This is a genomic window from Alcanivorax sp. P2S70, from assembly GCF_000475295.1.
GTDB classification, from domain to species: Bacteria; Pseudomonadota; Gammaproteobacteria; order Pseudomonadales; family Alcanivoracaceae; genus Alcanivorax; species Alcanivorax profundi.
Genome location: NZ_AXBZ01000007.1, coordinates 84204 through 104596, shown reverse-complemented (window position 1 = coordinate 104596; position 20393 = coordinate 84204). Strand labels below are relative to the sequence as shown.

The 20393-nt window shown below is 57.7% G+C and carries 19 protein-coding genes; 8 read left to right on the top strand and 11 right to left on the bottom strand.

The genetic code is table 11. From position 1 onward, the window contains the following. The first annotated feature begins 83 nt into the window (after window positions 1-83). Together Q672_RS20320 and ccoM are read left to right on the top strand one after the other, a co-directional pair. Window positions 84-1682 (top strand): aldehyde dehydrogenase family protein, encoded by a 1599-nt coding sequence (locus Q672_RS20320; RefSeq protein ID WP_022984255.1) that lies wholly within the window; start codon window positions 84-86, stop codon window positions 1680-1682. Between the two features lie 207 nt (window positions 1683-1889). Beyond that, a complete protein-coding gene (gene ccoM, locus Q672_RS34375; RefSeq protein WP_022984254.1) occupies window positions 1890-2018 on the top strand; it encodes a cytochrome c oxidase subunit CcoM in 129 nt (42 codons plus the stop codon). Between the two features lie 93 nt (window positions 2019-2111). On the opposite strand, the gene Q672_RS20315 is transcribed toward ccoM, so the two are convergent. Further along, window positions 2112-2981 (bottom strand): Dyp-type peroxidase, encoded by an 870-nt coding sequence (locus Q672_RS20315; RefSeq protein ID WP_022984253.1) that lies wholly within the window; start codon window positions 2979-2981, stop codon window positions 2112-2114. A 177-nt stretch (window positions 2982-3158) separates the two neighbouring features. On the opposite strand from Q672_RS20315, the gene plsB reads away from it, so the two are divergent. Continuing rightward, complete coding sequence (gene plsB / locus Q672_RS20310; RefSeq protein WP_022984252.1) at window positions 3159-5624, top strand: glycerol-3-phosphate 1-O-acyltransferase PlsB; 2466 nt, start codon at window positions 3159-3161, stop codon at window positions 5622-5624. Window positions 5625-5669: 45 nt separating this feature from the next. On the opposite strand, the gene Q672_RS20305 is transcribed toward plsB, so the two are convergent. The 6 genes from Q672_RS20305 to Q672_RS20280 all read right to left on the bottom strand — a co-directional run bounded on the left by Q672_RS20305 (window position 5670) and on the right by Q672_RS20280 (window position 11132). Further along, window positions 5670-6365: an outer membrane protein gene (locus Q672_RS20305; protein WP_022984251.1), complete on the bottom strand. Its 696-nt coding sequence runs from the start codon at window positions 6363-6365 to the stop codon at window positions 5670-5672. 119 nt (window positions 6366-6484) lie between these two features. Next, a complete protein-coding gene (locus Q672_RS20300) occupies window positions 6485-7213 on the bottom strand; it encodes a class I SAM-dependent methyltransferase (RefSeq protein ID WP_233552393.1) in 729 nt (242 codons plus the stop codon). A 4-nt stretch (window positions 7214-7217) separates the two neighbouring features. Beyond that, on the bottom strand, window positions 7218-8015 hold the full coding sequence (locus Q672_RS20295; protein ID WP_022984249.1) for an undecaprenyl-diphosphate phosphatase: 798 nt from the start codon (window positions 8013-8015) through the stop codon (window positions 7218-7220). Between the two features lie 62 nt (window positions 8016-8077). Next, on the bottom strand, window positions 8078-8515 hold the full coding sequence (locus tag Q672_RS20290) for an acyl-CoA thioesterase (protein WP_022984248.1): 438 nt from the start codon (window positions 8513-8515) through the stop codon (window positions 8078-8080). Continuing rightward, a complete protein-coding gene (gene tsaB / locus Q672_RS20285) occupies window positions 8512-9186 on the bottom strand; it encodes a tRNA (adenosine(37)-N6)-threonylcarbamoyltransferase complex dimerization subunit type 1 TsaB (protein ID WP_022984247.1) in 675 nt (224 codons plus the stop codon). The genes Q672_RS20290 and tsaB overlap by 4 nt, the downstream gene beginning before the upstream one ends. Next, window positions 9183-11132, bottom strand: coding sequence for an ATP-dependent DNA helicase (locus tag Q672_RS20280; RefSeq protein WP_022984246.1), 1950 nt, complete (start codon window positions 11130-11132; stop codon window positions 9183-9185). Before Q672_RS20280 ends, tsaB begins: the two co-directional genes overlap by 4 nt. Before the next feature lie 90 nt (window positions 11133-11222). Between Q672_RS20280 and Q672_RS20275 the strand changes: the two genes are divergently transcribed. Beyond that, on the top strand, window positions 11223-11786 hold the full coding sequence (locus Q672_RS20275; protein WP_031225961.1) for an NTP transferase domain-containing protein: 564 nt from the start codon (window positions 11223-11225) through the stop codon (window positions 11784-11786). A gap of 79 nt (window positions 11787-11865) precedes the next feature. Here Q672_RS20275 and Q672_RS20270 read toward each other — a convergent pair whose 3' ends face one another. From Q672_RS20270 to Q672_RS20255, 4 genes are all read right to left on the bottom strand, one after another. Next, window positions 11866-12252, bottom strand: coding sequence for an SCP2 sterol-binding domain-containing protein (locus Q672_RS20270; protein ID WP_022984244.1), 387 nt, complete (start codon window positions 12250-12252; stop codon window positions 11866-11868). A gap of 203 nt (window positions 12253-12455) precedes the next feature. Then, on the bottom strand, window positions 12456-13742 hold the full coding sequence (locus Q672_RS20265; RefSeq protein ID WP_022984243.1) for an ammonium transporter: 1287 nt from the start codon (window positions 13740-13742) through the stop codon (window positions 12456-12458). A 13-nt stretch (window positions 13743-13755) separates the two neighbouring features. Further along, window positions 13756-14094, bottom strand: a complete 339-nt coding sequence (locus Q672_RS20260; RefSeq protein WP_022984242.1) for a P-II family nitrogen regulator — start codon at window positions 14092-14094, stop codon at window positions 13756-13758. Window positions 14095-14419: 325 nt separating this feature from the next. Then, window positions 14420-15289 carry a tetratricopeptide repeat protein gene (locus tag Q672_RS20255; RefSeq protein WP_022984241.1) on the bottom strand — a complete coding sequence of 290 codons (870 nt, stop codon included), beginning with the start codon at window positions 15287-15289 and terminating at the stop codon, window positions 14420-14422. 208 nt (window positions 15290-15497) lie between these two features. On the opposite strand from Q672_RS20255, the gene Q672_RS20250 reads away from it, so the two are divergent. The 4 genes from Q672_RS20250 (at window position 15498) to minE (ending at window position 20163) form a co-directional block, all read left to right on the top strand. After that, entirely contained in the window at window positions 15498-17954 is a 2457-nt protein-coding gene (locus Q672_RS20250) for an acyl-CoA dehydrogenase (RefSeq protein ID WP_022984240.1), read from the top strand. Between the two features lie 383 nt (window positions 17955-18337). Next, on the top strand, window positions 18338-19063 hold the full coding sequence (gene minC, locus Q672_RS20245) for a septum site-determining protein MinC (RefSeq protein WP_022984239.1): 726 nt from the start codon (window positions 18338-18340) through the stop codon (window positions 19061-19063). A gap of 30 nt (window positions 19064-19093) precedes the next feature. Beyond that, window positions 19094-19909 carry a septum site-determining protein MinD gene (gene minD / locus Q672_RS20240; RefSeq protein WP_022984238.1) on the top strand — a complete coding sequence of 272 codons (816 nt, stop codon included), beginning with the start codon at window positions 19094-19096 and terminating at the stop codon, window positions 19907-19909. A 2-nt stretch (window positions 19910-19911) separates the two neighbouring features. Then, window positions 19912-20163: a cell division topological specificity factor MinE gene (minE, locus tag Q672_RS20235; RefSeq protein ID WP_022984237.1), complete on the top strand. Its 252-nt coding sequence runs from the start codon at window positions 19912-19914 to the stop codon at window positions 20161-20163. Window positions 20164-20393 lie beyond the last annotated feature (230 nt).

The following is a 20393-nucleotide window of genomic DNA, read 5'->3' as shown; positions in this document are numbered from 1 at the left end:
CTACTCTGTGTTTCCCTAAAGGTACTTGGATTCCGTTTTCAGCCCGGCGAAGTCCGCACTTCGCATGATAGAGAGCCCACCCCATGACTATTCAGGAAACCCTGCAACCCGGTGTTGTGGTTGATACCAATCCAGCCACCGGCAAAGCCGTGGCCGAGCTTAACGAAACCGACCTGACACGCCTGCCAGCCATCATTGCCGGCGCTCGTGAAGCCCAGGCAATCTGGGCCGCCAAGTCGTTCAAGGAACGAGCCCGGCATATCCAGATGATGCGCAGCTACATTGTCGATCGGGCCGATGATCTGGCTCGTATTGTCAGTGAAAGCAACGGCAAGACCCTGACCGACGCTCTGGCCACCGAAGTCCTGCCCTGCGCTCTCGCCTGTAACTGGTATGCACGCAATGCAGAAAAGCACCTGAAAGCCTCCCGCCGAGCCCCTGGAAGCCTGCTGTTCTTCAACAAGCGCACGGAAATGTTGCGCCTGCCACTGGGTGTGGTTGGCATTATCAGTCCCTGGAACTATCCGCTGTCCATTCCCTTTGGCGAAATCGTCATGGGGCTGATGGCAGGTAACGCCATTATCCTCAAAGTGGCAGCCGCCACGCCGGCGGTTGGGCGGGCTATCGAACAGATCGTCACTGCCGGTGAACTACCTGAAGGCCTGTTCACCCACGTGGTGGGGTCCGGTTCAAAAGTCGCCACCGGATTTTTCGAGAACGGGATCAACAAACTGTTCTTTACCGGCAGTGTCCCGGCCGGCAAGACCCTGATGGCGCAGGCTGCGCAAACCCTGACCCCGGTGTCACTGGAGCTGGGCGGTAACGATCCCATGATCGTGCTGGAAGATGCCGATCTAGAGCGCGCTACCAACGGCGCCGCCTGGGGCGGGTATCAGAATGCCGGGCAGAGCTGTGGCGGTGTTGAGCGTATCTATGTGGTGGACGCGGTCTACGACGCCTTCGTGGAGCTGATGGCCCGCAAGACCCGACAGCTGCGTCACGGCGTTGGCTGCAAGGGCTTTGACGTGGATATCGGTAGTCTGACCACCGCAGGTCAACTGCGTACCGTGCAACAGCACGTGGAGGATGCTCTCGCCAAGGGGGCCCGAATCGAAGCCCAGTCTCGCCCCGTCGGTGATGTGGATAACGGCTACTTCTTCCCGGCCACCCTGCTGACCCAGGTCACTGATGACATGCTGACCGTCTGCGATGAAACCTTTGGCCCGGTCATTGCAGTTCAGCGCGTGGCCAATGAAGAGGAAGCCATTCGCAAGGCCAATGATTCCCACCTTGCACTGACCTCCTCCGTCTGGACCCGGGACAACAAGCGCGGCCGCGCCATTGCCGCCCGCCTGGAATCCGGGGTCACCACCGTCAACGATCATCTCTATACCCATGGCCTGTCCGAAACCCCCTGGGGCGGCGGCAAACAGTCCGGCATCGGCCGCACCCACGGCCCCGAAGGGCTGGAAGAGATGACCCAGGCCAAAGTGGTCAACTGGGACATCCTTCCCTCCAAACGGAATATCTTCTGGTATCCCTTCGATCAAGCCACCTATAACGGCCTCAAGAACGCCATGCAGTTTGTCTTCCCCAGCGGCATTGCCCAGTGGCTCAGCGCCTCACTGAAACTCACCCCCTTCCTGGTGAAGAAGATGTTTACGCGCTGGAAAACGGATTAAGGCAGTTAATAGTTAACAGTGAATAGTGCGCGGGTTCAGGCCCGTGCCGCACACAGATCAGAGGCCGCGCCCATACCTTGGGCGTGGCCTCTTTCGTTTGTGAGAATTCGCAATGGCATCGAGAGAATCACTCAGGATCTGACGTGGATCATGGTAGTTTGGGATTCCAGGTCTATGCTGAAAGCGAGAATTCAGGGAGGGTAACCCATGTACACAGACACAATGGTCATCGCCAGCATTGCCGTTATTGGTGGCATCTTCCTGTTTGCTGGTTGTTTCGCCTTGTTCATCTGGCTGGATGCCGCCAACGACGAAGACTCCAGCGAAAAACATTAATTCTCTATCCAGAAACAAGAAGGCCGCGCCCAAGCATGGGCGCGGCCTCTGATCTGTGTGCGGCACGGGCCTGAACCCGCGCACTATTCACTGTTAACTAACCCCATCAATCCACGCCTGCGTCGGCACATACCACCACGAACTCATTACCGGCCGACTGAAGTCCAGCAGGCGATCACGCACGGTATCATCCGCAATGCCATACATACGCCGTAACAGGTAGTCGTGACGGTCAAGCTCACAGGCAAAAGCCACAAAGTAGAGGCCATGCTCAGTCGTGTCTCCGTATGGCACCGAGCGACGCCACATTTTTTGAGGGACACCATCGCGGTCCACATCAGTACGCCCCACATGGGAATCCTCCGGCATATCCTCCGGAGAAAACTCCACGGCATCCACCTTTGTTCGGCCAAACACTTTTTCCTGATCAGGGACGCCCAGTTCGTTAAAGGCCTTAAGGTTATGAACCCACTTCTGTGTCAGCAACCAGCTCCCTCCGGCACCAGGATGAGGTTCGGCAATAAAGGTCGCCTTTTCCGCTTTTTCGCCAGAGGGGTTACCGATACCATCCACGAAACCGGTCAGATCACGCATATCGTGATAAACGAAACCATTCAGTTCCAGCTGGGTACTAAAGACCTCATCGACAAGGTCTCGCACCTTGAGTCCGGTATCGAACACATCGCTGCGGCTCTTGCCCTGTACCCAGACCCACAGATCACCCTGGGTTGCCGGCACATGGCCCTCAAGAGAAAATGGCGGAAAGCTGAAGCGAGTATCAAGTCGGCTCCACAATTCCGGCCCCAGCGCCAGAATTACCGGCGTCTGCTCGCTTTTCAGGGCATTCAGTGCCGCCAACGCCCTGCGGATGGCCTGTTCATCCCGGCCACTGCCAAGGCTCAGCTCGAAAAAAAGGTGGTACTGATAACTGCGATCGAAGATCCCCGCTTGCGGTGTAGACACCTGCGACTCCTTGGATACCCGGTTAAGGTCGACAGGCATTTTAGCAGGCAACCGCGCTAACCCGTAGCCATAGTGTGGGAAAAGAGCGCCAATTTGAAACAAATTGAAATATCCATTGGTGTTCGCGCCAGCCCCCTTTCGCTAAACTTGGCACACATTAGTCACCTGATAGCCACTATGAATCCTTGGTTTGGCCTGGACCGACTGGCCTTTTTCCTGATCCGCATTTTCTTGCGCTTGTGTACACGTGCTAACGCCCTGCCCGGCAATGTGGATGACCTGCAACTGGCCCCCAATACCCCGGTGGTCTATGTGCTGCGCGAACGCTCGGCATCAGACGCTGCCGCGGCTGACCAGTCTGCGCGACGCCTGGGGCTTTCTTCCGCACTGGGCGGCTTGACGCTGGGGCAGACGCGCCTTCGCCACAGCTATTTCCAGCTCTACCGTCGTCAATTCGGTAATCGCCGCCAGCGCAGTCCGATCTCCCCTCCCCGGTTGGAAAAGCTGGTGGCAGCGCTCCGCGAAACGCCTGGCGCGGATGTGCAACTGGTGCCGGTCTCAGTGTTCTGGGGGCGACGCCCCGAGAAGGAAAGTTCATTCTGGCGCCTGTTGTTTTCAGATAACTGGTCCCCTGCCGGCTTTATCAAGAAATTCTTCATCATCGTCACCCAGGGGCGCCAGCTGTATGTGCAGTTCAGTCGCCCCATGTCACTTCGCAAGCTGGTGGATGAATGCGAGACTGACGAACAGGCCGTACGCAAGGCATCAAGAATTCTGCGAGTCCATTTCCGCCGCCAGAAAGAGGCCGCCATTGGCCCGGATCTCTCCCACCGTCGTACCCTGGTCAACACTGTAGTTGACGACCCTTCCGTTCAGGCCGTCATTGAAGAAGAGTCCCGAAATCAGGGCGTCAGCAAGGACAAACTGGAGGCGAAAGCCCGCAGTTACGCGATGGAAATCGCCGCTGACTATTCCCACACGGTGATCCGTTCCCTGGAATTGTTTCTGAACTGGGTCTGGAACCGGCTGTACGGCGGTATCCGGTTGTACAACATGGACAACCTGACCAAGGTCGCCGGTGATCACGAGGTGATCTATGTGCCCTGTCACCGCAGCCACATCGATTACCTGCTGCTGTCTTTTGTGGTCTTCCGTAACGGGCTGGTGCCCCCGCACATTGCCGCGGGCATCAACCTTAACCTGCCGGTGGTGGGCACCATCCTTCGCCGTGGTGGCGCCTTCTTCATGCGTCGAAGCTTCCGCGATAATCCGCTCTATGCCAGTGTGTTCAGCGAATACCTGCACACGATCACTGCCCGTGGTTTCTCTATTGAATACTTTGTCGAAGGGGGGCGTAGCCGCAGTGGCCGGATGCTGAAGCCTCGCACCGGCATGCTCGCCATGACCCTGCGCAGTTTCCTGCGTGACTCGCGTAAACCCATCGCCTTCGTACCAGTCTATATTGGTTACGAGAAAGTCATCGAATCCGGTTCCTATATCGGAGAGTTGCACGGCGAAAAGAAACAGAAAGAATCCATTTTCGGGCTGATGAAATCCCTGTCTGTCCTGCGCAGCTACTTTGGCCAGGTCCACGTTAACTTTGGCGAGCCCATTAAACTGGTGGACTATCTGGACCAGCATCACCATAACTGGCGCAACGAATCGCTTGGCTCGACAGAGAATCCACCCTGGTTCAAGCACGTGGTGAATGAACTCGGTCAGGATGTGGTGGAGTCCATCAATGCCGCAGCGGTAGCCAATCCCATCAATCTGCTGAGCCTTGCCCTGCTGGCCTCGCCCAAGCACACCATGGACATCGGCCAGCTGCACCAGCAACTGAGCCTGTATATTGATCTGCTGAAACTGGCGCCGTACAGCGATACGGCGGCGCTAGGCTGCACTGATGCCCAGGAAATTATCGATTACGGGCTGGATAACGACTTCCTGATTCGTATCAAGCACCAGCTCGGAGATGTGGTTACGACCGACCAGAAAAGCGCCCTGCAGATGGCCTACGTGCGAAACAACAGCCTGCATCTGTTTGTACTCCCTGGCCTGGTCTGCTCTCTGGTGATGAACGCCCGCGAGATCCGCATGGACGTGTTGCAGAATATGGTCCGCCTGCTCTACCCCTTCCTGCGTAATGAGTACTTCCTGCATTGGGACGAAGGTGATGAACTGTCACAGGCAGTAGAAGAAGTCGCGTCAGTGTTGGAACGCTGTAAACTTGTCCGTCGCCAAGGCGACAGCCTGATGGGAGCTGCCTTGCACACCCACGAGGCAGACATGCTCAATCACTTGGGCAAAACCGTCCTGCCCTCCTTGGAGCGTTACTACCTGACTATTCGCCTGCTGGTTCAGCGAGGCTCAGGTATTCTGACTGCGGATCAACTGGGTGAACTGGCGCACCAGACCGCGCAGCGATTGTCATTACTTTACGAGTTCAACTCACCAGAGTTTTTTGACAAGGTCGTTATCAAACACTTTATCAGTCAGCTATACAGCACTGGACTGGTGACTCCTGATGACAACGGGCAACTCAACTTCGATAGCAAGCTTGAAGCACTGGATGATGAAGCACGGCGGATCCTTAGCGCCGACATCAGCGATGCTATTCAGCGTGTCACCCGCCTCCAGGGGTAAGCAGAGCCAACGCAGCCCTTAGGGCTGCGTTGGCTCACATCCCATTTAGAATCGATAAAGTAATGCCAGAGAGTAATTAAAACTCTCGAGATCCAGTTCCATCCCTTCGGCAAAGGGCACACTCACCCCTTCCTTAAAGGCGCGATCCTCAGTGGTTACCGATCCAGCATCAAGATAATAAATCGATAAATCCGTGCTGATATGATCCGTGAACCAATACATCAAGCCACCACCCAGACGAATTGCCCAGTCCGTGTCGTCGCTGTCGTTTATCGTCGCACTGGTAGTAGGAATACGGGTACTGACAGCCTCAAAGCGATTCACCGCCAGTCCGAGGCCACCGCCAATGTAAGGATCAAAAAAACCTCCAGCCTGGGCGTCTCTGAAGTGAAAATACCCGTTCACCATAAATACGCGACTATAAACCTCCGCGGTAACCGTACCGGTCACTGAATCATTACGGGTATAGGTAACCTGATCGGTATCCGCATCACCGAGCCCCAGATCAAGCGCCAGCTCCGCGCGAAAATGTGGCGTAACAAAGTAACCCGCACTCAAAACGATGAGCTCATCCCCCCCCGGGTCATAATTTCCCATCGTGATCTGATCATAACCATCATGTTTGATAGCCATATCCTGACTTCTAAAATCAGAATACGCATAACCGAGTCTGACGTAGGCATCCCCCAATGCGTGCGATGACACTGCCAGCACGAGCAGCCCCACATAAATCCCCTTCATGGCCTTCTCCCAAAAAAGTGAACCAGTTATCAATACAACGATTGCTGGCACACTGACCATCAGGAAATGGGGAGTAGAACAAATAATGGAGAGAAGGAGAAAAGGTGCCGGAGAAATCCCTAGCCCATGAGATAAACATCAAAACGCACAGCCTTACCCTTCTGGCTAAATCCTGGTGTTTTACCGGCCAGATCAGGCGCCTTGCCAGGTCGTTTCACAACGACCCTGTGCGGCTGCAATGACATCGCCCAGGCAAGCAGCGCCTCTTCTTCTGCAGGTTGAGGATACGCACACAACACCTGCAGCCAGCGCAAATCTTTCTTTACGGCGGCGCTTTTCTCGCGGGCAGGAAACATGGGATCGAGATACACGGCATGCCAGACATCCGCTGGCACCTGAACACTGTCCTGACACGGCAGTAGCGTCATCTTTGCCGACAGGGCCGGAGGCGCTCGGCGCAGGCCATCTTCCAGCATGGCATGGATATAGGGGGAGCGTTCAACAAGAGTGACATCAAACCCCGCCTGCGCCATGAGGGCGGCGTCCCGGCCAAGACCGGCAGTCGCATCAAGGATCTGGTGGCGGTCATCACGGGGCTTGCCCAGCGCCTTGATCAGGCGCTCGTGGCGCACCCGTTCCGGGCTCAGGCGGTAGCCTTGCTTGCCATCGGTAAAATTTACGCTGAGCGGCGTTTCCTTGCCCCCGGGGACCCACAGTGCCAGGGCATCCTGATACCAGCCCATGACCAGTGAATGGCCCTGCGCTTGCGCCGACAGCTCGTCGGCAACGGCCTCACCGGGTAGCCCCTCCGGGCAACCCGGTAATAGTCCCAGTGCCGCTTTACTCACCAAGTCAGGCCAGCCATACCAGCAGCGCCACACCCAGGATCAAGCGGTAAATCACAAATGGCAGCATGCCGATACGCTCAAGCAAACGGATGAAGAACACAATGGTCAGGTAGGCGGTTACTGCACTGACACCCGCTCCCAGGGCCATCATTCCCCAATCCACGGGCAGTTGTTGTTCCAGCAGATCCTTGCTCTTGAGCAGCGCGGCACCAAGAATGACCGGAATGGACAGCAGGAAGGAAAACCGGGCCGCCTCTTCGCGGCGATATCCCAGCGCCAGCGCAGCCGTAATCGTGATACCACTGCGCGACGTGCCGGGAATCAGCGCCAGAGCCTGGGCGAAACCGATCAACAATGCCCCCGCCACACCCAGGGTTGTGAGCGCCCGGGAGCGCTTGCCATAGGCATCGGCCAGCCACAGCAACGCGCCGAACAGCAAGGTGGTAATCGCGATCACCAGCGCCGAGCGCAGTTCCCGTTCAATCCAGTCATCGCCCAGAAAGCCGAACACCACCGCAGGAACCGTGGCAAGCCCCACCAGCAATGCCAGTCTCAGATCCTGGTTCATGCGTCGTTGACTGACTGCCTGCCCCGCCCCACCCAACATGGCGAGCAGGTCACGCCGGTAATAGGCCATAACCGCCACCAGGGTGCCAACGTGCACCGCCACATCAAAGGCCAGGCCCTGATCCGGCCAGCCGAGGACTTCGGAAGGCAGAATCAGGTGCGCCGAACTGGAGATGGGAAGAAACTCGGTCAGCCCCTGAATAAGGGCCAGCACCAGTGCCTGAAACCAATCCATGGAAAATCCTTTCTACTACAATCAAGAAAGATCAGCAGGCATGCCAGAGACATACCCTGCATTCATTTTTCGCTGGCGGTTACCTTGTAGCCCTGTAAAAACTCAGGGGGCATGCGCCTCGGTTTGCCAGAATCCAGAGCGACACAGACCCAGCGGGTTTTGCCTCGCAACAAGGTCACGCCATCGGATTCGCGAATGATCTGGTAGCGACGGGTAATGCTGATTCGCTGATCATTCTCGATAATCCAGGTTCCCACCTGTAGCTTTTCCCCTTCGAAGGCTGGCGCCAGGTATTCCACTTCGGTGTGGCGAGCCACCATGCCACGATTGAGCTTTTGGTAGAGATCCCAACCGAGCCCCAGCACGGTGGTATGGTGCCAGGCGATCTGCTCCATGAAGCGCAGGTATTCGGTATTGTTTACATGCCCCATGACATCAATGGCTTCAGCAGGCACCGTCACATCCAGCACATGGACGTTGGGCAGATCCCAGTTACTCATCGAACAGCTCCCTGTATCACCTGGTCGCGAAGGTAAACCGGCTGTGCCAGATCAGCACGGACGCCTTCGCCACGCTCAAAGCTAGATAATGCCAGCACCGCCACCGCTTGCGCATGGGGGTGGGCGTCAGGAATGCAGCGGCTTGCGCCATAGCACGCCAGCAATGCTTCCTCGTGTACCAGTCCAGAGCCCGCGATAAGCCAGTCGTCGCCGTCCAGTTCGGGTAACGCATCGGGGCGAAACAGGCCATCCTCAAGCACGACCGCCTGCTTGCCGTTGTCAACCCGATAGGCACCGAGATAGAGCTCTCCCATGCGCGCGTCAAAAACCGCAATTACCTTCGGGCTGGGCGCCTGGGTCTGCACGCTCAGGGCACAGGCAGCCAACGTCGATACTCCAACCACCGGCAGGTCCGCTGAAAAGGCCAACCCCTGCGTCACCGCCGCCGCCACTCGCACACCCGTAAACGCGCCGGGTCCGTGGCCAAAGGCAATGCCGTCCAGCTGCGCCAGCGACACACTGGCTTCCGCCAGCAACGACTCGACCATGGGCAGCACCAGCTCGGTTTGCTTGCGTGGTGCCATTTCAAATTTTTCCAGCACCTCACTGCCATCCAGCAGTGCCACGGAGCAGGTTTCGCCCGCTGTTTCCAGGGCAAGAATTCGCGTCATGATTGTGCCTGTTCTGTCTCCTGCCCCTGCCGGGCCAGGTAATCGAAAAATCGCTTCACCACATCCAGCTTACGGGTGCGGGTCATGTTCGGGAGGCTGTTGACGAACAACTTGCCGTAGCTTTTGGTCAGCAACCTAGGGTCAGCCACCACCAACAACCCGGTGTCCTTCGGATCCCGAATCAGACGCCCCGCGCCCTGGCGCAGAGCCAGCACCGCCTGAGGCAACTGGTAATCGCGAAACGCATTGCCGCCATTACGGTTGATGTGCTCAATTCGCGCAGCGGCTACCGGATCGCCGGGCGAGCCAAAGGGCAACTTGTCGATAATAACGCAACTTAGCGCTTCACCGCGGACATCAATGCCTTCCCAAAAGCTGCTGGTGCCCAGCAGCACCGCATTGCCTTTCTCGCGAAAGGTTTCCAGCAACTCCCGCCGCCCGGACTCACCTTGCACCAGCAACGGATATTCCAAACGGGTGCGCAGGATAGCAGCCGCCTCACGCAATGCTCTGTGACTGGTAAAAAGGAAAAAAGTGCGACCGCCGGCCGCCTCGATTACCGGAATCATCTGCTCGGTGAGCTGACGGGTATAATCCGGGTCCTGGGGAGGCGGCAGCCCTTCTGGCGCATAAAAGACCGCCTGCTTCTTGAAATCGAACGGGCTTTCCAACCGCAGGGTATCGGCGCTATCCAGCCCCAACCGTTTCTGGATATGTTCAAACCGTCCTCCCACCGACAAGGTGGCCGACGTGAGAATCCAGCTGCAAGGATGACGCTCGCGTTGGGCCCGCAACTGGGCGGCCACCGATAAAGGTGTGCTGTGCAGCACCGCCGTTCGCTTGAAGGTTTCAAACCAGTAGACCCGGTTAGGCTGGTCTCCCTTCAGATAAGCCGCCAGACAATCCACTTGCTCACTGGCCCGGCGGGCACAGGCCTCCATGCCACGGCTGGCCTTGGCCAGGGGGCCCAAAAAGACTTCCAGCTCACGCAGCGCAGTCAGCAGGGCATCACCCGCTTCAATCACCGCATCGGACTCGCACACTTCCGACCAGGGTGCTCGCCGCTCCATCTCGCCCAGACTCAGGCGCAGGTCCATACAGCCCTTGTCAACTGCGGCAACCAGCTGGTTCAAGCGAGCAAGATCCGCGGCCGTATGCCCCGCTTCAGATAGACTATCACGGCCAAGCTCCTGCACCTGTCGGGTACTCAGGGTATCGCCAAAGAACGCCGCCGCAATTTCAGGAAGCTGATGGGCTTCGTCAAAGATCACCGTATTGGCGCTGGGCAACAATTCCGAGGCAGCACCACTCCCCCGCAAGGCCGCGTCAGCAAAGAAAAGGTGATGATTGACCACCACCAGATCGGCTTCCTGGGCTTCCTTGCGGGCTTTCATCAAGGGGCAATCCTGATAACTGGGGCATTCCGTGCCCAGGCAGTTATCGGCGGTGCTGGTGACCCACGGCCAGATCGGTGCATCTTCTGGCAGTTGCTGCAATTCAGCGATATCACCGGTACGGGTCCGCTTGGCCCAGTGTGCGACCACCTGCATTTGCTCAGCAGTTTCACGGGTAAGAAAACGGGCTTCCTGCTGATGGAGCTCCATACGATAAGGGCACAGATAGTTGGCGCGCCCTTTCAGCAAGGCCACCTTGCGGGGCAATCCCAATGCCTTGCGCACCAATGGCAGGTCTTTGAAAAACAACTGGTCCTGAAGGCTTTTGGTCCCCGTTGACACCAACGTAGGGCCTTCAGAAAGCAATGCGGGTACCAGATAAGCCAGGGTTTTGCCGGTGCCGGTCTCCGCCTCTACCATCAAGGTGGAGCCCCCACCAATGGTGTTTTCCACCGCGTCGGCCATTTGCAGCTGGGGCTCACGGGGCTGATAGCCCGGCAGCAGCGGCGCAAAACGACTCAAGTCGGTAAGATGGGAACGGGCACTCTTCACGTATTATCCTGGATTCGGCGCGTGCCAACAGGCCATGGCACGGCCGCAGAGCATAGCCGATTCACGGGCGGAACCCAACGGACACGCACCATGCATGACTACACACTCATTATTCTCGCAGGGGGTAGAGGCTCTCGGGTCGGGGGGGCCGACAAGGGATTGCTTGAGGTGGATGGCAAGCCGTTGATTGCCCATCTACTGGAGCATCTTGCGCCTCGCCCGCAGCGGGTCGTGATCAGCGCCAATCGTAATCAGGCGCTCTACCGACAGTGGGCAGATCAGGTGGTGGAAGATTTGCGGCCGGATTTCCCGGGGCCCATGGCCGGGCTGGAAGCAGCATTCCAGGCCTGTGAGGGGCTATGTCTGTGCCTGCCTTGCGACCTGCTTCAGCCTCCCGCCTCCATGGCCGCAGATCTGCTGGCCAAGGCGGCCATTGGACATGTCTGCGTGGCCCAGGACCCGATACGGCGCCAGCCCCTGTGCCTGTCTCTGCACGCGCAGCACTGGCGCACCTCTCTCACCGACTATCTCGACAACGGTGGACGCAGCGCCTATGGCTGGCTGGAGACTCTGGCAGTACAGCCCGTGGCGGTCGGCACCCCACTGCAAAACCTGAATCATGCGCAGCGACTGACAAACAGCCCTGCCCCCTAGCAGGCTGTTGAAAGCCCATGATCCAAAACAACAATGCCCGCACGAGGCGGGCATTGTCAGGTGTTAACTACCGAAAGAATCAGGCAGTCACGTCCTGGATCTGCTTCATCAGGGCAACCTGATCCGCAGACGGCTGAGCAGTCTGCAGCGCCATCAGCTTGCTCATGTCGCCTTCGATGCGAATCTGGCCGCTCATGAAGCCCTGCATGCCAGCAGACTGGTCACCTTCGATGAAGATGCGCTTGGCCAGATCGGCCGGCAGAATCATGGTGGTCGGCGCATCAGCGTGATGGCCTTCCTCGATCATGCCACCCACCAGGGCCAGCTCCTTGTCACCGCCGTCAGCAGACACGGTGATGTTGATCACCAGGTCCGCCAAGGCAGCCGGGGCCTCAACGTTGCCAGCACCGTCACGCAGTTCCTTAACTTTTGCAAACCACTCGTCAGACAGAAATTCCAGGCTCATTCTTATCTCTCCTTAACTATCGTTATGGCTTCGACGCCATCTCGTTACAGGGCAGGTTACACGCAGCCAATTCAAACGAGCGTTCGAAACTTACCCGTACCTTATACAAAGCCCCGGGGGGTGGCAATAGCCCTTCTGTGCTCTGATAGGGACAAAAAAACCCGGCGCAGGGCCGGGTCTTTTCTGTCTGCCACGGGGCAGAATCAGAGGTCGTAACCCCGTTCCTCGTGCAGGGCAATATCCAGCCCCTGGGTTTCCTCATCCGCGTCAACACGAAGCGTCGAGAACAGCCCAACCAGCTTGAGCAACACCCAGGTCACGATCGCGGTGTAAACGAAGGTTGCCACCACGCCCAGTGCCTGGACACCAAGCTGGTCCAGCATGGTGTACTCGGGCTTGGCAAAACCGTACCCGGAGAACAGTCCCAGTTCAGTGGACGCAAACACGCCGGCAAACAAGGTACCGAGAATCCCACCGACCCCGTGCACCGGGAAGACGTCCAGAGAATCGTCGATCTTGAGTTTGTGTTTGATGAAAATCACCGCATAGAAGCAGATCACACCAGCAGAAAGACCAATCACCAGTGCCGCGGCCGGACCAACAAAACCCGAGGCCGGGGTAATCGTACCCAGCCCGGCAACCATACCGGTGGCGATGCCGAGCGCGGAGGGTTTGCCGAATTTCTTCCATTCCATGGTGATCCAGGCCAGCGAGCCTGCAGCAGCGGAAATGTGTGTTACCAGCATGGCCATGGCGGCATCACCATTGGCCGCAACCGCAGAGCCCCCATTGAAGCCGAACCAGCCGACCCACAGCATCCCTGCGCCCGTCACCGTCATGGTCATGTTATGCGGCATCATGCCCTGGGTCGGGAAGCCCTTGCGGTTACCCAGCACCTTGGCCGCCACCAGTGCGGCCACACCGGCGGTAATGTGGACAACGATACCGCCCGCAAAGTCATACACCCCCAGCTGAGCCAGCCAGCCGCCGCCCCACACCCAGTGACAAACCGGAATGTAGACACCCAGCAACCACAGCACCGAAAACGCCAACATGGGACCAAAGCGCATGCGCTCGGCAAAGGCACCGATGATCAAGGCGGGCGTGATAATCGCAAAGGTCATCTGAAACAGACCATGCAGGCTTTTTGGCAGAGTCCCTTCCAGACTGTCGCGGGTAATGCCGTCGAAGAACACATGCTGCAGCCCGCCAATCCAGGCATTCATGCTGCCGCCATCGGAAAAGGCCAGAGAGTAACCGGCAATCAGCCACACCAATGACACGGCACAGGTAATCGCAAAACACTGCATCAGCACCGACAGCACATTCTTGCTACGCACCAAACCACCATAGAACAGGCTCAGACCTGGCAACGTCATGAACAACACCAGCGCGGTAGCAGTGAGGATCCAGGCGGTATCGCCGGTATCCAGGCCTTCCGCCATCGCCAGGGAAGGCAGCATTAACAGTACAGCAAACAGTTTTTTCATCAGTCCTTCCCCTTTAAATGGCTTCCTGACCGGTTTCCCCGGTACGAATACGAATAACCTGCTCAAGATCGCTCACGAAGATCTTGCCGTCCCCAATCTTGCCGGTCCCGGCGGACTTCATGATGGCCTCAATAGCCTGATCGAGCTGGTCTTCACGTACCGCCAGCTCCAGCTTTACCTTTGGCACGAAATCCACCACATACTCGGCGCCTCGATACAGCTCGGTATGCCCCTTCTGACGACCGAAGCCCTTCACCTCGGTAATCGTCAGCCCCTGAACACCCACCTGAGCCAGCGCATCGCGCACGTCCTCAGCCTTGAACGGCTTGATTACCGCAGTCAGCATTTTCATGGTTGTCTCCTGATCCTCATCCATCCTCAACGTGAATGCACCAACACAAACCCGTGCCGGAAATATGCACCGCATAAGGGCATACAAGAATCAGGCCACTTAACAGATAACAGAAAAACAATAACTTAGAGGGAAACAGGATTCATTCTGCACAATATCGGAGCAATAAATCATATTTCGCACCACATGGATGCACAAAAAGAGAGAAAAGGGAGAAGCCGAGGGGGCATTTTGGTGCCACTGGACAGACAGTACAGTCGGCGAGGATCGGCAAAGCACCAATATCAGGCGCAGCCGGAGACAGCTGCGCCTGAGAGAAACACGCCTAGTACAGGTAATTGAACATCTTGCGACGGTATTCGCTGGCCAGCGGGTCACCCTTGGGCAAACACTCGAAGACTTCCAGCAAGGCGGGACGGGCCACACCATCCTTGTAGTCACGATGGTCACGCAGCAACACCAGCAGTGACTCCAGTCCCGGCCTGAATTGACCTGCGGCAGCGGCTTGCAAACCGTGGGCGTAGAGATCCTCCGGAGTCGGGGCATCCACAATCCGTGCCTCCAGATCCTTCAGGCTCTGCCCTGCCCCTTCCAGCTTTTCAAGCAAGGCAAAACGGGCACGGAACGGACGTAGCGGCTCCGCATCCTCGGTCACTTCCGCTAACACTGACTGAGCGTCATCCAGTTGTCCTTGACCCAGCAAGTATTCCACCAATAGCGCGCGAATGGCGTGCTTGTCCGGCGTCTGTTGCAAGGTCTGCCGCAAAGCGGCTTCTGCCTGCTCGCCGTGGCCAGCCTCAATGGCCATACGCACCTGTTCGATAAAGCCTTCTTCCTGCTGCGCTTCGGCGGCCTCGGGATCAACGATGGGAGCCAGCCACTCTCGCAACCCGGCTTCGGTTTGTGGGCCATCCAGTTCATTGACCAACTGCCCCTGGAACACCAGTTTCAGGCTGGGCAGGGATTGCACGCCAAACTGGCTGGTGAGCATGGGCTGCTCATCCACATTAATGCGCGCCAACAGGACCTTGCCTTGATATTCATTAACCAGGCGATCCAGAACCGGTGCCATTTGCTGGCTGGGCTGACTGCGAGCAGACCAGAAATCGACAATTACCGGTATCTGCCGCGACTGCTCCAGGATTTGCTGAATGTTCTGTTCGGTGGCTTCAAAGATGTAGCTGTTCTGCTGCACGCAAAGACTCCCAGATTCCGTAAATTGCGCGCAATTGTAAGGTAATCAACCAATAAAATCCGGTTAAATGCTGTGCACCTTGCCGCCCCGACGGGTTAGACTGATTGTTCGCCATTGGAGCTGCTTCGGTCGCCCGCTGGGGGCTTCACGTTGTCTGCATGGCGAATGAGTACGCTGGATAGTATTCACTCAGGCAAAGGAGACCACCATGCTTAGCCTTCTGGCTATTGTTGTGTTGATTGCCACCCTCATGACCCTGTTCTACCAACAGGTGAGCCGAGGTGTTGGCAGCGGAATTTTTGTTGTCGTCTGGTTATTAAGCGCTTTTCTCGCCCCCTGGCTTGTCCACCCCCTTTCTCTGATCCTGCTTGCCGCTGGCGTGGCCGTGATCAACCACGTGGACCTGCGTCAGAAATTTATCTCCAAACCGGTTTACAACGCACTGGGCAAAGTCATGCCCGCCATCGGTGACACCGAACGCGAGGCGATTGAAGCCGGGACCACCTGGTTTGAAGCGGATCTTTTTTCCGGCCGTCCGGACTGGGAGAAGTTTTCCCACATCAACTTCACCCCCCTCACAGATGAAGAACAATCCTTCATCGATAACGAGGTCCAGCAACTGTGTGACATGCTGGACGAATGGCAGATATTCCATGAACTGAAAGATCTGCCTGAAGAGGTCTGGGACTTCCTCAAACACAAGGGTTTCTTCAGCCTGATTATTCCGAAAGAGTACGGCGGCAAGGCATTTAGCCCCTATGCCCAGAGCCGTATCATGAGCAAGATCGCCACCCGCTCCCTGACCGCCGCCGTCACGGCCATGGTGCCCAACTCCCTGGGTCCCGGCGAGCTACTGGCTGAGTACGGAACAGATGAACAGAAAGACCGTTGGTTACCGGGCCTGGCCAAGGGTGACGAAATCCCCTGCTTTGGCCTCACCGGCCCGGAGGCCGGTTCCGATGCTGGTGCGATCCCCGATACCGGGGTGATCTGCAAGGGCAAGATCGACGGCAAGGAAGTACTGGGCATGCGCCTGAACTTCGCCAAACGCTGGATTACCCTGGCCCCGGTCGCCACGGTGGTCGGGCTCGCTTTCAAACTCTACGACCCGGAACACTTGCTGGGAGAGGAAGAAGAACTCGGTATTACTTGTGCGCTGATCCCAGCCAACACCAAAGGTGTGGAAATCGGCCGCCGTCACTACCCCGGCTCCCCGTTCATGAACGGGCCGATCAATGGCAAGGATGTCTTCGTGCCACTCGACGCCATCATCGGCGGTCCGGAAATGGCCGGCAAAGGCTGGCGTATGCTGATTGAGTGTCTTGGCGCCGGGCGCGGTGTTTCCCTGCCAGCGCTGGCCACGGCCAGTGGTGAAATGGGTTACCGCATGACAGGGGCATTTGGCCGTATTCGTCGCCAGTTCAACACCGCTGTTGGCGAATTCGAAGGGGTACAGGAAGCTTCTGCAGAGGTGGCCGCCATTGCCTATACCCTTGAGGCTTACCGTCACCTCGTGACCCGCTCACTGGAAGATGGAGCACCGTCGGTGGTCACCGCCATGGCAAAATATCACTCCACCGAGATGATGCGGGAGCTGATCAACCATGGCATGGACATCGCAGGTGGCCGTGGCATCCAGTTAGGGCCGCGTAATTTTCTGGCGCTGCCCTACCAATCGACTCCCATTGCGATCACTGTAGAAGGTGCCAACATCCTGACCCGCTCCCTGATGATCTTTGGCCAGGGTGCGATGCGGTGCCATCCCTACCTGTACGAGGAGCTGCAGGCCATTCAGGCGGAAGACAAGGAACAAGGCCTGCAGGAATTTGATGCGTTGTTCTTCGCTCACGCCGGCCATACCCTGGGCAACATGAGCAGTGCCGTAATCCAGGCGCTGCTGGGGGGTTACCTCTCTGAGGCTCCTGCCAACGCCGATGCATTCAGTGCCCCATGGTACCGACTGATCAACCGTTACAGCGCCGTACTGGCCAGCACCTCGGACGTCGCACTGGCCCTGCTGGGCGGGGACCTCAAGCGCCGCGAGCTGCTGTCCGCCCGCCTTGGTGATGTGCACAGCCAGCTGCTGATCGCCTGTGCCATCCTCAAATACCACGCTACCCTGCCCCGTGACGAGGCCAATGATGCCCACGCGCAATACGCCTTGCGTCGTGCGTTCAGTCTCGCCCACAACTCACTGGAAGCGTTCTACCGAAACTTCGGGTTCTATGGGGTTGGCCATGTACTCAAACGCCTGTTCTTCCCGTTTGGCCGGCCCTGCATGGCCCAGGCCCCGGGTGACGAGCAGATCCGCGCCCTTGGCGAGATGATCATGTCTCCGAGCTCGGTACGTGATGCGTTGGCACAACCGGCTTACATCCCCAGTGACCCGGACGATGCCATTGGTCGTGTGGAAGCCACCTATAACAAGCTGCTGGAAGTGGAACCGGCCTGGCTGGCTTTCCTCAAGGCGGACGGTAAGGGCCAACTGGACGGTAATAGCGTCCTCGAGAAACTCAACGATGCCGCCGGCAAAGGCATTATCAGTGAGGACCAGGTTGAGGCGGTCAATGAGTACGACGCCATGCGCTATGACTGCCTGCTCACCGATGCCTTCGACAAAAATCTGAAGAAGGTGAAAGTACATGCAGAGCGGCCAATAATGTAGAGCCCATGATGGCGGAGCACTGTGCTGCTCCGCCTTTTTTTTCCGCTATGAGCGTCTAATCTCGAGAAGCGGGTTTTAAGCCGGGGCCCAGCCCCCGCTCAGCAAGGCCTTCGCAACACCAAGCTCGCCCTTGCCACCCGAATTGCTCAAATTCCAACCAGCTCACACTTTCACAAAAAGCCAACAGCACCTGCAATGTGCCAAGTTGCTGGTTTTTCCAGCAATTCATTCCATGTCAGTCCCGTGACGGAAAGATTTAACATTCATATCACCCATTTGGCGCTTTTACGGATCGCAGCTTTGGTCTAGGCTTTGCCCAATTCTGCCCCACCGGGCCTCGCCCGCGCACAACGCGCCTCGCCCCCAGGATCTACAGGTCAGGAATGACAGCAGTCGTCGAAGAAAAATCGGTAATTGAATTCAAGGGCCGCATGCTGATGATGACGGTCCTTCAGCTCCGCACACTGGATGCCAACCAGTTACACCAGGAAATCAGCCAACGCCTTGAGGACGCTGCCCAGTGGCTTCAGGAAGCGCCGGTGGTGATCGACATTCACAGCGATCTCGAGATCGACCATGTGAATCTGATGCCCGCCGTGGACACCCTGCGTAACCTGGGGGTGAACCTGGTTGCACTGGCGCGCACAGACCGTATCGACATCGACACCGCCAGCACGCTCGGTCTGGGCACCCTCAGTCTGGCCGGCGGGCGGGATGTCCCCCGCCGCACCGAGCCCGCCGCTGACGCCAGCACAGCGGATACCAGCCAACACTCCGAGCGAGTGGAAACCCTGGTGGTCGAGCAACCGGTGCGTTCCGGTCAACAAGTCTACAGCCGTGGCGACATGATTGTTCTCGCTCCGGTGAGTACCGGCGCGGAACTCATGGCCGAAGGCAATATCCACGTATACAGCAACTTGCGCGGCCGCGCCCTTGCCGGGGTACGTGGCGACAGCAGCGCACGGATTTTCTGCCAGCAACTGAATGCCGAACTGGTTTCCATTGCTGGCCACTATCGGGTAGCCGAAGACCTGCCCGATGCACACCGAAACCAGCCTGTGCACCTGTCCCTGCAGGGCGAGGCAATGCATTTTACCGCGCTGAAATAGCGCTCAGGGAAGACAGCGAAGGAGAAGAGCGTGACAAAGATCGTGGTCGTGACATCCGGCAAGGGTGGCGTCGGCAAAACCACCACCAGCGCCGCACTGGCAACCGGGCTAGCCCTGCGTGGTTTCAAGACAACCGTGATTGATTTTGATGTGGGCCTGCGTAACCTGGACCTGATCATGGGCTGCGAACGCCGGGTGGTTTACGACCTGGTCAACGTGATCAATGGTGATGCCAACATCAAGCAGGCACTGATCAAGGACAAAAAGGTGGACAACCTGTTCATCCTTCCTGCCTCCCAGACCCGCGACAAGGATGCGCTGACCCAGGAAGGCGTTGAAGGCGTGTTCCGTGCCCTGCGCGAAGACATGCAGATGGACTACATCATCTGCGACAGCCCTGCCGGTATCGAGAAAGGTGCGCTGATGGCAGCCTACTTTGCCGACGAAGCGGTGGTAGTGACCAACCCGGAGGTCTCCAGCGTGCGCGACTCTGATCGCATGATCGGTATTCTGGCCAGCAAGACCCGGCACGCCGAGGAAGGCAAAGGGGACATCCCTGCCCGCCTGCTGCTGACCCGCTATTCACCGGAACGGGTCGAAAAAGGCGAGATGCTGTCAGTGGAAGATGTGCAGGAAATTCTGGCCATTGAACTTCTCGGCGTGGTGCCTGAATCCCAGGCCGTTCTCAATGCCAGCAATGCCGGCAGCCCGGTGATTCTGGACACTGACTCCGATGCAGGCCAGGCCTACAGTGACGCCGTCGCCCGATTCCTTGGCGACCAGCTGCCGCACCGTTTCACTACCGTTAACAAGAAAGGTCTGTTCGGCCGTCTGTTTGGGGGCTGATCATGAGTATTTTCAGTTATCTGTTGCCGAAGAAGCAGACCTCGGCCTCAGTGGCCAAGGAACGCCTGCAGATCATCGTTGCCCGCGAGCGCTCTACCCGCGGTGGCCCCGACTACCTGCCTCAGTTACAGGAAGAGTTGCTGCAAGTGGTGCGCAAATATGTCCCCGTAGACCAGGACGCGGTGAATATCCAGCTGGATCGTGAATCCGGTTGCGAGATTCTCGAGCTCAACATCACGCTCCCTGAAGGCTGATTGTCGCCATAGAAGAAACACCCGGGCGGATCCTGCCCCGTTCCGTCCGGGTTCTTTTCCGAGTCCATGCAGCGACAGACTCCCCCTTTGCTTTGATTACCCGACTAACACCCTCCCCATTGCCCGGCCCTCTGTTTCTCTGCCTCTCCCTGAGTTCTGCCTCAGCGGCCACTCCCGTCGTACCACTGGTGGTTTCTGTACTGGCCACAATCGACCAGTTGCGCGAACAT